General features: G+C 65.9%; 13 protein-coding genes and 1 tRNA gene. 2 read left to right on the top strand and 12 right to left on the bottom strand.

Translation table 11 applies throughout. From position 1 onward, the window contains the following. Nucleotides 1-13 precede the first annotated feature (13 nt). The 11 genes from rplC to ACMI1Q_RS09220 form a co-directional block, all read right to left on the bottom strand. Nucleotides 14-646 carry a 50S ribosomal protein L3 gene (gene rplC / locus ACMI1Q_RS09270; protein ID WP_394960469.1) on the bottom strand — a complete coding sequence of 211 codons (633 nt, stop codon included), beginning with the start codon at nt 644-646 and terminating at the stop codon, nt 14-16. Between the two features lie 151 nt (nt 647-797). After that, a complete protein-coding gene (gene rpsJ / locus ACMI1Q_RS09265; RefSeq protein WP_419503572.1) occupies nt 798-1,109 on the bottom strand; it encodes a 30S ribosomal protein S10 in 312 nt (103 codons plus the stop codon). Nucleotides 1,110-1,595: 486 nt separating this feature from the next. Next, entirely contained in the window at nt 1,596-2,219 is a 624-nt protein-coding gene (locus ACMI1Q_RS09260; protein WP_419503571.1) for a hypothetical protein, read from the bottom strand. An 87-nt stretch (nt 2,220-2,306) separates the two neighbouring features. Next, nucleotides 2,307-4,058 carry an Rqc2 family fibronectin-binding protein gene (locus tag ACMI1Q_RS09255; protein ID WP_419503570.1) on the bottom strand — a complete coding sequence of 584 codons (1,752 nt, stop codon included), beginning with the start codon at nt 4,056-4,058 and terminating at the stop codon, nt 2,307-2,309. A gap of 59 nt (nt 4,059-4,117) precedes the next feature. Further along, complete coding sequence (locus ACMI1Q_RS09250; RefSeq protein ID WP_418441538.1) at nt 4,118-4,753, bottom strand: hypothetical protein; 636 nt, start codon at nt 4,751-4,753, stop codon at nt 4,118-4,120. Nucleotides 4,754-4,766: 13 nt separating this feature from the next. Then, complete coding sequence (locus tag ACMI1Q_RS09245) at nt 4,767-5,513, bottom strand: Nif3-like dinuclear metal center hexameric protein (protein ID WP_177522303.1); 747 nt, start codon at nt 5,511-5,513, stop codon at nt 4,767-4,769. Then, nucleotides 5,500-6,198, bottom strand: a complete 699-nt coding sequence (locus ACMI1Q_RS09240) for a class I SAM-dependent methyltransferase (RefSeq protein WP_419503569.1) — start codon at nt 6,196-6,198, stop codon at nt 5,500-5,502. The genes ACMI1Q_RS09245 and ACMI1Q_RS09240 overlap by 14 nt, the downstream gene beginning before the upstream one ends. Further along, the gene (locus ACMI1Q_RS09235; RefSeq protein WP_177521652.1) at nt 6,185-6,385 is read right to left on the bottom strand and encodes a DUF1858 domain-containing protein; all 201 of its coding nucleotides are present in this window, start codon (nt 6,383-6,385) and stop codon (nt 6,185-6,187) included. The genes ACMI1Q_RS09240 and ACMI1Q_RS09235 overlap by 14 nt, the downstream gene beginning before the upstream one ends. Nucleotides 6,386-6,473: 88 nt before the next feature. Next, nucleotides 6,474-8,738, bottom strand: coding sequence for a DUF2142 domain-containing protein (locus tag ACMI1Q_RS09230; RefSeq protein ID WP_419503568.1), 2,265 nt, complete (start codon nt 8,736-8,738; stop codon nt 6,474-6,476). A 138-nt stretch (nt 8,739-8,876) separates the two neighbouring features. Further along, the gene (locus ACMI1Q_RS09225) at nt 8,877-9,155 is read right to left on the bottom strand and encodes a zinc-ribbon domain containing protein (RefSeq protein WP_330056356.1); all 279 of its coding nucleotides are present in this window, start codon (nt 9,153-9,155) and stop codon (nt 8,877-8,879) included. Nucleotides 9,156-9,272: 117 nt separating this feature from the next. After that, nucleotides 9,273-9,824 (bottom strand): sigma-70 family RNA polymerase sigma factor, encoded by a 552-nt coding sequence (locus ACMI1Q_RS09220; RefSeq protein WP_330056359.1) that lies wholly within the window; start codon nt 9,822-9,824, stop codon nt 9,273-9,275. Nucleotides 9,825-10,062: 238 nt separating this feature from the next. On the opposite strand from ACMI1Q_RS09220, the gene ACMI1Q_RS09215 reads away from it, so the two are divergent. Beyond that, nucleotides 10,063-10,148, top strand: a tRNA-Leu gene (locus tag ACMI1Q_RS09215). Between the two features lie 461 nt (nt 10,149-10,609). Then, a complete protein-coding gene (locus tag ACMI1Q_RS09210) occupies nt 10,610-11,092 on the top strand; it encodes a DUF2798 domain-containing protein (RefSeq protein ID WP_419503567.1) in 483 nt (160 codons plus the stop codon). A gap of 51 nt (nt 11,093-11,143) precedes the next feature. Here the strand turns inward: ACMI1Q_RS09210 and ACMI1Q_RS09205 are convergent, their stop codons facing one another. Continuing rightward, nucleotides 11,144-12,505 (bottom strand): cytochrome c biogenesis protein CcdA, encoded by a 1,362-nt coding sequence (locus ACMI1Q_RS09205; protein WP_419503566.1) that lies wholly within the window; start codon nt 12,503-12,505, stop codon nt 11,144-11,146. Nucleotides 12,506-12,528: the final 23 nt, after the last annotated feature.

Raw genomic sequence — 12,528 nt, 5'->3', positions numbered from 1 at the left:
GTGCTTTCCCTCCTTACGCCTTCACGCTATCGCTGATGCAGACCACAGCGCCCTTGGGGCCGGGGACCGCGCCTTTGATGGCGATCAGATTATTCTCGGCGTCCACCTTGACGACCGTGAGGTTCTGGATGGTGACGCGCTCAGCGCCCAGATGACCGGGCAGCTTCTTGCCCTTGAACACCCGGCTGGGGGTGGAGCAGGGGCCCATGGAGCCGGCATGGCGGGAAACGGGGCCGGTGCCGTGGCTCTCGCGCAGGCGATGGCCGTTCCAGCGCTTGATGGTGCCGGCGTAGCCCTTGCCCTTGCTGACGCCCACGACGTCGATGTGGTCGCCGGCGGCGAACACGTCGGCCTTCAGGATGTCGCCCACGTTCAGGCCGCTGATGTCGGCCAGACGGAACTCCCGCAGGGTCTTTTTGGGGGCGACGTCCGCCTTGTCAAAGTGGCCCTTGGCGGGCTTCGTGACCTTGCGGGCGGCGATGTCGCCGAAGCCCAGCTGCACAGCCTGGTAGCCGTCGCTCTCGACGGTCTTCTTCTGCACCACGGTGCAGGGGCCGGCCTCGATCACGGTCACGGGAACGACCTTGCCGCTCTCGTCGAACAGCTGGGTCATGCCCAGCTTCTTGCCGATGATACCTTTTTGCATTTTCCTTTTCCTCCTGTAAGGTTATTGGTTGACGCCGTGAGTAACTGTCAGCGCCAACATGACCTCTCCGCTTTGAGTCTTGAGCGAAGTCTCGCTGTTTGCCGTTCAGCAGTTGGCAGCTCTCAGGCCGCCCTTACTGATTGGAATGGGCTCACAGTTTGATCTCGATCTCGACGCCGGCGGGGAGCTGCAGGCTCGTGAGAGCCTCGACCGTCTTGTTGGACGGCTTCAGAATGTCGATCAGACGCTTGTGGGTGCGGCTCTCAAACTGCTCGCGGCTGTCCTTGTCCTTGTGAACAGCCCGCAGAATGGTGACCACTTCCTTGTCGGTGGGGAGGGGGATCGGGCCGGACACGCGGGCGCCGGTGCGCTTCGCGGTCTCAACGATCTTCTCCGCAGCGGCATCGATCAGCTGGTGATCGTAGCTCTGCAAACGAATTCTGATTTTCTCCTTGACTGCCATTTTGTTCGCCTCCTGTTAAATTTGGTGCCTAGGCGGACCGATAAACCACTGAACACTGCTCCGGGTGTTTCACATTTTGGCACGGGAAAAGCCGGTGAACCGCTAGGCAGTTCCCCCGGACAGACCTGTGGCAAAGTGCGATGGACATTGGTACACCGCGCAGACGGCACCGTGTACGTATCCCTTTGCTCTCAGTAATTCTTTCGCCCGGTTCTAGATCGGACATACTCCGCGGAAAAACCCGTGTTGCCACGGCAACCTCCCGCATCAACGCATATCATGGCTTGCGCAGCTTGGTACACAAGCCATTTGCAGCCGAGTGTTATTGTAACACACCCCGCCGGGCGTTGCAAGACCTTTTTGTAAAAAAAATCGAATTTTTCAAAAAAAATTCTCTGTTTTGTTCAACGCCCTTCCCGGGCGGAAAAAGCCGCGGAAAAGCGGGCTTTTCCGCGGCTTTTTGAGGGGCGCGAGCCCCGTTCCCCTTTAATAATAGTAATTATAGTAATAGGGGCCGTTCAGCGCTGCGCCGATGCCGGCCATCACCACCACGAAAAGCACCACATACACCACCGCCATGACGGCGTAGAGGATGAGGTTGGCCCGGGCCCAGTTGCGCTTGGAGAGCTTGGTGGAGCCTCCGAAGGCCCACACCAGCAGCACGATGAAGCCCACGACGGGAATGGCGGCCACGATGCTGCTCCACAGCCACTCGCCCATGCCCACGGTGGGGCTCAGGGGCGCGGCGGGAGGCGGCGGATAGCTGCCAGGCTGAGGCGCGGGGCCGGGCTGGGGCGCGGGCGCGCCGTTCACCGGGCCGTTGGGGCCGGCGGGACCGCCGGCGGCGGGGCGGGCGTAGGCGGGCACCTGATAGCGGGGCGGCGGCACGCTGCCGGGCACAGGGCCGGAGACGGGCGGCTGCGCCGCGGGCGCGGGAGCCGCGGGCGCTTCAGCATCGGGAGCCGCCGGGGCTTCAGGGGCCGGGGCGGCGTTTTCCTTCGGTTGCGCCGCGGGGGCTTCCGGCGCGGGGGCCGGGGCCAGCAGGCAGCCGCAGGCAGGGCAGGCGGCCGTGCCGTCGGGCAGGCAGGCTCCGCATTGTTTGCAGTACATCAAGGGTCACTCCTTCCGGGGACGGCCCCGCCCCCGAAAGGGCCGGGCCGGTGTTTTTTATCAGTATAGCAGACAAACGGGCGATTGTCACCTGTTTTGCGGCAGGGCCAGCCGCTGGGCCAGATCCGGCTCCGGGGTGACATAGGCGGTCTCGTAGCTTTCATAGAGCACCATGCCGGGACGCAGGTCGCCGGTCTTGCGAATGTTCTTGACGAAGGTGTAGTCCACCGGCACCTTCACGCCGCCCGCCAGACTGGAGTGGAGCACCGCCAGCTGGGCCGCCTCGTTCTGGGTGGTGAGGGGGATGTCCTTTCCCTCGCTCATCACCACCGTGTGGCTGCCGGGGGCATTCTTCACATGGAACCACAGGTCCTTGCCCCGGGCGGTGTGGAGGGTGAGCTTTTCGTTCTGGAGGTTGTTGCGGCCCACCAGAATGAGGAAGCCGTCGGAAGAGCGGTAGCGGTAAAAGTCGGCGGGCTTGGACTTTTTGTCTCTTACCTTATAATACTTGAGGTAGCCCTGGCCCTTCAGCTCCTGGCGAATCTCCCCCAGGGCCTGTTCGCCGGGGGCCGTTTCCACCTCGTAGAGCACGGTGGCCAGATACTCGATCTCCTGCTCGCCCTGCTCCAGCAGCTTGACCAGCATCTTGGCGGCGGTCTGCTTTTTCTTGTAGTCCTTGAAATACTTCTGGGCGTTGGCGCTGGCGGAGAGGCGCACGTCCAGGGGGATGGTCACCGGCTGGCCGTCGTAGTAGTTGGTGACGGTGACGCTCTTGGCGCCCTTCTCCACCGCCCAGAGGTTGGCCTGCAGCAGCTCGCCGAAGAGGCGCAGCTGGTCGGCCTTGCCGCTCTGGGCCAGTTCCTCCTTGCGGGCCGCCTGCTTGCGCACCGCCCGCTCGTGGAGGTTCTTCACCGTCTTGTGCAGGTCGCGGCTCTTCTGGCGCAGGCGCTCGGCCCGGTCCTTGCGGCAGTAGTAGGCCTCCAGCAGCTCGCTGAAATTGTCGTAAAACTGCAGGCGGCCCTCGCCGTACTGGGTAAGGGCGGTGAAGCTGAACTCCACTGGCTTTCCCTCGTCGTCGGCGGCAAGGCAGGGCCTGCCCCCCGCCAGCCGGTCGGCGTGGATGGCCTCAAAGGCCGCTGTCAGCGCGGCGCGCCGGTCTTCGTCCAGCTCGCTGGCCAGCAGGGCGGTCTCGCCGCCGAAGGCGCGGAACACAGCCTCCCGCAGCACCACCGGCCCCACACCGGCGCAGCTCTTGATGAGCGCCTGATGCAGCGGCAGGTCCAGCTTGCAGGCAGCCTCCACCAGCTGGGCGGAGGTCATGGAGCAGAAGTCCGCCTTGGCGGGCTTGGCGGGCAGGGTGTAGGGCAGGCCCGGCAGCAGCTGGCGGATGTCGGAATCCTCAAAGTCCACCCGCTTGAGGGCGTCGATGATTCGTCCGTTCTGGGTGAGCACCAGATTGGAGTAGCGGCCCATCAGCTCCACGGCCAGCACGTTCTCCACCAGGTCGCCCATCTCGTTGGTGCACAAAAAGCGCAGGAACACCAGCCGGTCTCCCGGCTCCACCTCCAGGGCGGTGAGCCGCCCGCCGGTGAGGTGCTTGCGCAGCAGCATGCAGAAGCTGGGAGGCGTCTGGGGGTTCTCGAAGGTCTCCTTGGTCAGGCAGATGCGGGCGGAGCCGCTGCGGGCGCTGAGCAGCAGCTTGAAGGTATCGGTGCGGGTGCGCAGGGTGAGCAGCACCTCGTCCCGGGTAGGCTCGAAAATTTTGTCGATCTTCGCGTCCAGAAGGGTGTTTTTCAGTTCGCCGGCGGTCAGGGCCAGCAGGGCGGCATCCAGTGCCATGGGTCTCACCTCTCATAAAAAAGGCCGTGCCGGGCGGGCACGGCTGGCTTGTTTTTGTTTCAGCGGGCGCGCAGGGCCGCCTCGGCGGCGTCCACGTCGGAAAGGCCGTGGAAGGTCAGCGTCACCCCGCGGGTGTGGCTGTGGCCGTTGTGCCAGTAGTGTTCCACCTGCCCGTTGGACAGCACCAGATCGCCGGTGCCGTCGGGGTAGTAGAACTTCTCCACGCTGGTCACCGCGTCCAGGTCCCAGGCGGTGACACGGCCGCCGCTCACGGCGATGGCTCTCCGGGTGGTCACGCCGTAGGCCGTCTGGCTCAGGCGGCGGGAGGCCCCGAGGCCGGGGAACAGCATCTTCAGCCCCACCACGATGAAGGGGATGCCGAACAGCGGGAAGATGACGCCGAACACGCCGCCCACAAAGAGGGCCTGCAGCGCGCTCACTTCCCAGAAGCAGGCAAAGGCCAGAAACACCACCGCGAACAGCTTCTGCATGCCGCCGCGGGGGCCGTGCAGCTTTTTCGGCTGCCCCCACCAGACCAGCTGCTCGCCGGGGGCCAGCTGCCGCTGGAGCAGGGCCGCCGGGTCCTGGCCCGCAGGGCGCGCCGGGGCCGCACTGAGCGGCTCGTCGGAGGGGGCGTCCCCCTCGAACATCTCTTCGTTATAGCCCACGGAACTGCGGTTTTCGTCCTCCAACATGACGGCCTCTCCTTTATAAATAGGTAAAGGGCTCCCGGTTGCGGCGGCTGCACAGCACCCGCACCCCGGCGAACCGGCGGGAAAGTTTGTCCGCCAGCACCGGCACCACCGGGAATTCGGTGGCGTAGTGCCCGGCCACGATGAGGCTCAGGCCCAGACGCTTCGCGTCCAGCGCGTCGTGGTGGCCCGCCTCGCCGGTGAGCAGGGCGTCCGCCCCGGCGGCCACCGCCTCCTCAATGAGGTGGTCGCCGCTGCCGCCCAGCACCGCCAGGGTGTTGATGGGCCGGCCCGCGTCCACATACTTCACCTTCGCGTTCAGGGTGGACTGGCACTGGGCCGCCAGCTGGGCAGCGCTGACGGTGCGGATCTGGCCGATGCGGCCCATGCCGCCCTCGGCGAAGCCCTTGGCCCCGGTGACGCCGAACAGCTTGCAGAGGATGTCGTTCACGCCGCCCTCCGCCGCGTCCAGGTTGGTGTGGGCGCACAGACCCGAGATGTTCTTTTTGATCATGCGGAAGGGCACGTCTCCCCTGCCGATGCGCTTCATCGGGTGGAAGATCACCGGGTGGTGGGCCACGATGAGCTGGCAGCCCTGGATCTCCGCCTCGGCCACCACCTCGTCGGTGATGTCCAGCGCCACCAGGATGCTGGTCACGTCCGCGCCGCAGTCCACCAGAACGCCCACGTTGTCCCACGAGGCGGCCAGCTCCCGGGGGGCCAGCTGCTGCATGAACTGGAGTACTTCCTCAACTTTCGCCATGTTCCGCTCCTTGCGGGCGGCGCAGCTGCTCGTTCAGCGCTGCCGCCTCTTTCCATTCCGGGCTGCCGGGTTCGAGGCCCCGCAGCACCTTTTCCACTTTTTGGGCCAGCTGGGCCTCGTAGTCCTCCGCCCCCGGCAGCTGCCGCCAGCGGCCGAACATGCACTCCGCCCAGTCCGCCCGGCGCGTTTCGCCGGTGTACACCGCGCCGATGGCGGCGTACCAGCGGCCCGCCGCCAAGGCGAGCCGCTCCTCTTCGATGTCAAAGCCCTGCTCCCACAGCCACCGGCGCAGCACCGGGGCCTTGGTGGCGGGCACGCAGACCAGCCGCGTCCCCGGGGTCTTCACCCAGGGCGCGGCGGCAAGGATGTCGACGGTGGTCTTGGCGCTCACGCCCGCCAGCACGATGGTGTCCGCCTCGCCGGGGGCGAGGACCGAGAGCCCGTCCCCCAGGCGCAGTTCCACCGCGCCCTCGCAGCCGCAGCGGCGGCAGTTGTCCGCCGCCGTTTGCAGCGGGCCGGGGCGCAGGTCGGCGGCGATGACCCGCTTCGCGCGGCCGGTCACCGCCAGAAAGATGGCCAGCTTGCCGTGGTCACAGCCGATGTCCGCCACGGCGGCGCCGGGCTTCACCAGCTGGGCCGCGGCGGCAAGGCGCGCATCCAGCCGGGGCGCCTCAGGCGTTGCCAAAGTGGGCGTTCAGCTTGGCCACCAGCTCGTCGGCGTCGGTGCCGTGCACGGCGCAGGCCTGCTCGATGGTCTCGCCGCGGCTGGCGGGGCAGCCCAGGCAGTGCATGCCGATGGCCAGGAACAGCGGGGCCACGGAATTGTCGGTATCCAGAATGTCGCCGATGACGGTCTGACGGGTGATAGTCATAAAAAGGTCCTTCCTTTCAAAAAATCCAGTCGGGGCGCTTTGCCCCGTTTATTACTATATCCGATTTTCATGCGGTTTGCAACGCCTGTCAGGGCTTGTAGGCCGCCGAGGCGAAAAGCACCAGACTTTGCAGCGCCACCGCCGCCGCCAGCGCCCCGGCGGCAAAGCGCAGCTCCCCGTCGGTGGAGCGGCGCAGGCAGAGGGTGCGGCCCTCGCTGAACAGCAGCAGCATGGCCGGCAGCACCGGCAGCAGATACCGCCCCTGCATGCCGAAGACGGTGGTCAGGTTGATGGGCGTCCAGCAGAGGGCGGCCAGCATACTCAGCGCCGCCACCGCCAGCGTCACAAGGGCCAGCGTCCACCGGGCGCTCCGGCCCAGCAGGGGCTTTGCCTCCACCGGCTGCAGGCAGGCCCACACCAGCAGCGCCAGCAGGGCGATGGTGAGCAGCCAGCTGACCTCCAGCCCGTAGACGATGGGCTCGCCGGGCAGCGCGCCCACCAACCCCTGGAGGTACCGGGGCAGCTCGCTGCCCAGAGTGTTCACCAGCAGCTTCACGGTCTGGGGGATGTGGCTGAGGATGTAGCCGAAGCTGTAAACATAGGTGGATTCGCCGTTGGGCTGGATGGAGGCGGCGTATTCCTCGGGGGTGAGGGTCTCACCGCTGTTGGCGGCCACCCACAGCACTCCCCGCGCCAGCACCAGCGCCAGCACCACCGCGGCGGCCAGCGCCGCCTTTTTGAACCAGGGACGCTTGCCCCAGCGCCACCAGACCAACGCGGCCGCGGCGGCCAGCGGCACAAGGCGCACCAGGATGTAGACGATGCGGTAGGTGTCCACACTGCGGAGCATGTAGCCCACGGTGGCGCCGTTGAACCACAGCCAGCCCGCCAGGGCTGCCAGACACACCAGCGCCTTGAAGGCCCGGCTGCGCTTTTTGCCGCCCAGGGCGGCGGCGGGGATGGGCAGGCACAGCCCCACCAGCACCAGATACACCGCTTTCATGGGGCCGATCAGCGCCGCCAGCACCAGCAGGCCCGCCTGCTCGGCGCGGCCCAGCTGTTCGGTGCACAGCAGGCCCCGCAGGCACAGGGCGGTGAACACCAGCGCCAGCCCGTTCACCAGCGTGTCGGCGGAGACGCTGCCCGCAAGGCTCAGGGCCATGGGCAGAAGGCCCGCCGCGAAAAAGACGTTCTTGCGGGCCGGGGCAAGGCGCACCGCCAGCGCGCCCAGCGCGGCAAACACCGCAGCGCTGCCCAGCCGGGCCAGCAGCAGCATGGCGTGGAAGCCAAGGCCCAGCGCCCGGGCCAGCAGGATGCCCAGCGCCTGGGGCAGATACTGCAGCGCCACCACACTGTAGGGCGGGCTGACCTGGGCGCTGGCGGTGAGCTCGCCGCTGTTGCCGGTGGAGAACAGTTCGTCGGTCATGGTCTTGTAGGCCAGGATGCCGATGGGCCCGGAAGAATCGCGCATGTATTCCGCGTCGCACTCCCGCATGGCCAGCAGGCTTTCGCCATCCGGCCCCTCGGTGATGCCCGGCTGGCCGGTGATGCGGTTGGCCAGGGCGTAGGCGGTGGCCAGATGGCCGTATTCGTCCGGCCCGGCCAGAGGCGGGGTGACCAGGGCGAACACCAGCCCCAGCGCTGCCGCGAAGAAGGCAAAGCACACATGAGCCTTCGCACGGCGGGCGAAAACAAACCACCAGCCGCCCATCACGGCGGCGAACGCCAGCGCCGCCAGCGGTGCGAAGGCCCGCAGGGCATAGCCGGCGCCGGTGTAGTTGGTGATGTATTGCAAGGCCGCGGTGCGCCCGGGCGCGGAAGCTTCGGCCGCGTCGGTGAGGGGCATGGCCGGGTCGGCCTGCACGCCTTCGCCGTAAACAAGGCCCGCCTTATCTTCGGCGGTGGCGGGGGCGAAGGTGACGTGCAGCTGGTAGCCGCTCCCCTTTTCCAGCGTGACGGGCGAGGCGAAGATGACATCCACAAAAGCGCCGTCCAGCAGCATGGTCATGTCGCCGTCGCAGGCGGCGAGGGTCTGGCCGTCGGCGCTCTCCAGCGCCACCCGGAAAGCGCCTTGAGCCACCCGCCCGCCGGTGACGAACATCAGCCGCACGCCGTAGAGGGTCTCCCCTTCGCCGGCGGGCAGGCCCTGCACAAGGCCGGCGGCGGGGTCGGCGGGATACAGGCCCTGCTTTTCCACATATTCGTCGTGGACGATCTTGTATTCGCTCTGGTTTTTGCCCGCCTGATGGAGGGTGTAGCCCGCCCAGGCAAGGGCGAAGGCCGCCGCCAGCGCGCAGCACAGCCCGCCCAGCCAGAGGCGGTGTTTTTTGATAAAAGCGCCCAGTCGTTCCATGGCGGGCTCCTTTCCGTCGCCGCGAAAGCAGCGGGTTTTCAACAGTTTTTATTGTACCGCAAAGCGGGGTGAAAAACAACTCGGGCCCGCCAGGGCGCAAAAAAAGGGCGCGGCCCATGGCCGCGCCCTTTCGGACGATTACTGCTGCTCCTTCATCTTGGCGAAGCACTCGCTGCAGTACACAGGGCGGTCTTCGCGGGGCTGGAAGGGAACGCGGGCGACCTTGCCGCAGGCGGCGCAGGTGGCCTCGAACATCTCGCGGGTGCCGCGGGTGGCGTTCTTGCGGGCGTCACGGCAGGCCTTGCAGCGCTGAGGCTCGTTCTCGAAGCCGCGGCTGGCGTAGAACTCCTGCTCGCCGGCAGAGAACACGAACTCCTTACCGCAGTCTTTGCATACCAGGGTCTTGTCTTCGTACATGGTGAATTTCTCCTCTGATTTGATTTTTGCCCGCGGAAGGATTTTAACCGTCACCTTTGGTTTGGACCAATGCTCTAAGTGTTAAGCTACAGGGGCATATATGCTAAGCCCGAAGGCTCAGTGCGTGGGGTGGCTGCCGCGCAGTTTGCGGCGCAGGCGGACGAGGGCGTTCTCCACCGCCTTGGGGGTGCAGCCCAGCTGCCGGGCGATCTGGCGGTAGCTGCCGCCGGCCAGGTGGGCCGCCAGCACCTCCCGCTCGAAGGGGGAAAGGCGGGTCTGGATGTCCGCCACGGTGGTGCGCAGCTGCTCGCGGCGGATGGCCAGCTCTTCCGGCCCGGGGGCGGGCGCGGCGTCCTCCAGCGGCAGGCTTTGGTTGAGGGGGGCGTTTTTCTTGCGCCCGGCAGCCCGCCGGGCGGCTGTGACCGCGTTGCGGATGCACACGGCGGCATAGGTCTCGAAGGAGGCGCTGCCGCCGGGATGATAAGTCTTGATGGCGCCGAACAGGCCGATGATGCCTTCCTGCAGGGCATCGTCAAACTCCAGCCCCGGGCAGACGGCCCGGGCGGCGGCACGGCGCAGCAGCGGCATCATGTGGGTGAGCACCGCGGCCACCGCGGCCTCCTGCCCTGCCCGCGCGCGGGCCAGCGTCTGTGGCGTGAGATGGATCATAAGACAAAACCTCCGCGAAAGGCGACTTTCGCAGAGGCCAGTCGGGGTCAATTTTTATCTCCTTTAGTTTATCCCACGGCACCCGGTTTGTCAATAGCGATTTGCCCAGTATCTCACAAAAAAGGTCTGTTTTCTTTGTAGAATTCACACACCTCACGCCTCCGCCGCGTCCCTTCGGCGGCCTTCGCTTGATTTTTCGCCAAAGGCATAGTATAATACATGCGTTGCCCCGCAAAATGCCGGCGTGTCGGAATGGCAGACGATGCGGACTCAAAATCCGTTGGTGGCAACACCGTGTGGGTTCAAGTCCCACCGCCGGCACCACGTCGGAATGGACTGCGCTCCATTCAAAAAGCCCAGCCGAAAGGCTGGGCTTTTCTCATACCGCTCCGTCATTCCTCCTTCTCCCCACAAAACTTTGCTGCGCAAATTTTCGTGGGGGCCCCGGCCGCCCTGCCGGGCGGCAAACGTGCAAGCTGTGTATCGCTTGCGGCGACTTTTTTGCAAAAAATCATCGTGCGCTTATTCTGCTGCTCCTCGCTTCCCCGCCCTGCCGGGCGGCAGCACACTGCGCTCCATTCAAAAAGCCCAGCCGAAAGACTGGGCTTTCTTTGTCGTTCTCCTTTCGAAGCAGCACGCCCGGCCGCCCGCGCCTTCCCCGGTGAAAACGCGCATGGGTCCACCGCCTTGTTGGCACATCTTTGTCGGCACTCACAATTACGAGGCGCCGCCTTTGTGTGATATGATGACTCCCGCAACATTTCAAACAAGGAAGGATTGTAAAAATGCCTCAGAACAAACGCGAAAGCCTTATCTACACCGTGATGATGTGTTTTGTGATGGTGCTGTGGATGAGCTTTTACAACGTGGCGCTGCAGCAGGGCCGCTTCACCCTTGAGGCCCTGGCCGCCGGCTGGCTCGGTTTCCCCTTCGCCTACGTGGTGGGCATGTGCTGCGACTGGTTCGTGGCCTCCAAGATCGCCAAGGGCGTGGCGTTCCGCTTTCTGGTCAAGCCTCAGGACAGCGCGCTGAAAAAGATCCTGTGCATCTCCTGCGGCATGGTGGTGGTGATGGTGGTGCTCATGTCCCTCTACGGGGCCTGCGAAGGCGCGTTCCACACCGGCAACTGGACGGGCGTGCCGGGGAACTGGCTGGTGAACATCCCCCGCAACTTCATCATGGCGCTGCCCCTTCAGCTGCTGCTGGCCGGACCGCTGGTGCGCCGGGTGTTCCGCGCCGCCTTCCCCGAGGGAAAGGTGCTGGCCTGATTTTCAAGACAGAACGGCCCCCGGAGGCTTTGCCTCCGGGGGCCGTTTCGTTCACTCGGCGCGCACGCCGGTGCGGGTCTGCTCGATGATGCTGTCCATGATGTCGCGGGTGAGGCTGCCGGTGATGTAGCCGAAGACGTTGCCGTCCGCGTCGATCATGAAGGTGGTGGGGAAGGCGCTGATGCCGTACTGGGCGAAGATCTCCCCCGTCTCGTCCATCACGGTGGGATAGGTGTAGCCCTTTTCCTCCAGCCAGTCGCCGATCTCCCCGGCGGTGAGGCTGTCGGCGTTGCCGGGGCGGTCGGGGTCCATGGGGTTCGCCACACCCAGCACCACCACCTCGCCGGTGTTTTCGCCCCAATCCTCATAGAGCTGCTGGATCTCCGGCATCTCCCGCTGGCAGGGGCCGCACCAGGTGGCCCAGAAGTTCAAAAACACCACCTTGCCCTTGTAGTCGGAGAGGGTGTGCTCCTGGCCGTTCTGGTCCACCAGGGTGAAGTCCGGCGCGGGGGGCAGCTCGCTGGCGGAGGTGGAACCGCTCTCCGGCGCGGAGGACGCGGCACTCTGGCTGCTCTCGCTCTCGCTCTGGCTTTCGATACTCTGGCTCTCGCTGCCCGGCACGGCGGCGGGCTCGCTTTCCGGCTGGGAGGCGCTCTGGCTCACGGAGGCGGTGCTCTGGCCGCCGGTGCCGGAAACGCCGCTGAGGTAGGCGGTGAAGCCGTTCATCCAACCGGTGAACATCATCACGCCCATCAGGATGAGCAGCACGCCGCCCGCCCGGGCGGTCCACTTGAGCCAGCCGGTGTGGCGCTTGAAGAAGACCAGCACCTGGCTGGTGAACAGGCCCACCGCCAGGAAAGGCAGCACGAAGCCCAGGGTGTAGACCCCGATGAGCACAAAGCCCAGGCCGCGGGTGGCGGCGCTGGCGGCCATTAGCAGCACGCTGGTGAGGGCGGGGCCGACGCAGGGCGTCCAGGCGAAGCTGAAGGTGAAGCCCAGCACCAGCGCGGCCAGGGGGCTGGTACCCCACTTTTTGGGGTCAAAGGGCAGCCGCCACTCCCGCTGCATGAAGCGGCTTTCCAGAAAGCCCAGCTGCACAAGGCCCAGCAGCACCACCAGGATGCCGCCGATGCGGGCGGCCAGCGCCCGGTTGCCGGTGAAAAAGCGGCCCAGCTGGGTGAAACCCAGGCCCAGCACGAAGAAGGCGAAGCTGATGCCCAGGATGAAAAACAGGGTGTTGCGCAGCGTCAGGCGGCGGCGCTGGCGGTCGGTGAGGTCCTCGGCGGAGGCGCCGCCCGCCAGATAGCCCAGGTACAGCGGGATGAGCGGCAGCACGCAGGGCGAGAAAAAGCTCAAAAGGCCCTGGAAAAAGACTGCCAGCGCCGAAACGCTTGTCTCCACGGTAAATCCCATTCAAAACACTCCTTTCCCCTTTG

The sequence above is a fragment of the Candidatus Allofournierella excrementavium genome (assembly GCF_048526665.1).
Classification (GTDB): Bacteria; Bacillota; Clostridia; order Oscillospirales; family Ruminococcaceae; genus Allofournierella_A; species Allofournierella_A excrementavium.
This window is presented reverse-complemented; position numbering and strand designations above follow the sequence as displayed.

Excerpts from the sequence above, each read along its gene's own strand:
- ACMI1Q_RS09235 (WP_177521652.1), bottom strand. The coding sequence starts at position 6,385 with ATGACTATCACCCGTCAGACCGTCATCGGCGACATTCTGGATACCGAC.
- ACMI1Q_RS09255 (WP_419503570.1), bottom strand. The coding sequence starts at position 4,058 with ATGGCACTGGATGCCGCCCTGCTGGCCCTGACCGCCGGCGAACTGAAA.
- ACMI1Q_RS09260 (WP_419503571.1), bottom strand. The coding sequence starts at position 2,219 with ATGTACTGCAAACAATGCGGAGCCTGCCTGCCCGACGGCACGGCCGCC.
- ACMI1Q_RS09250 (WP_418441538.1), bottom strand. The coding sequence starts at position 4,753 with ATGTTGGAGGACGAAAACCGCAGTTCCGTGGGCTATAACGAAGAGATG.
- ACMI1Q_RS09210 (WP_419503567.1), top strand. The coding sequence starts at position 10,610 with ATGCCTCAGAACAAACGCGAAAGCCTTATCTACACCGTGATGATGTGT.
- ACMI1Q_RS09220 (WP_330056359.1), bottom strand. The coding sequence starts at position 9,824 with ATGATCCATCTCACGCCACAGACGCTGGCCCGCGCGCGGGCAGGGCAG.
- rplC (WP_394960469.1), bottom strand. The coding sequence starts at position 646 with ATGCAAAAAGGTATCATCGGCAAGAAGCTGGGCATGACCCAGCTGTTC.
- ACMI1Q_RS09245 (WP_177522303.1), bottom strand. The coding sequence starts at position 5,513 with ATGGCGAAAGTTGAGGAAGTACTCCAGTTCATGCAGCAGCTGGCCCCC.
- ACMI1Q_RS09230 (WP_419503568.1), bottom strand. The coding sequence starts at position 8,738 with ATGGAACGACTGGGCGCTTTTATCAAAAAACACCGCCTCTGGCTGGGC.
- ACMI1Q_RS09225 (WP_330056356.1), bottom strand. The coding sequence starts at position 9,155 with ATGTACGAAGACAAGACCCTGGTATGCAAAGACTGCGGTAAGGAGTTC.
- rpsJ (WP_419503572.1), bottom strand. The coding sequence starts at position 1,109 with ATGGCAGTCAAGGAGAAAATCAGAATTCGTTTGCAGAGCTACGATCAC.
- ACMI1Q_RS09205 (WP_419503566.1), bottom strand. The coding sequence starts at position 12,505 with ATGGGATTTACCGTGGAGACAAGCGTTTCGGCGCTGGCAGTCTTTTTC.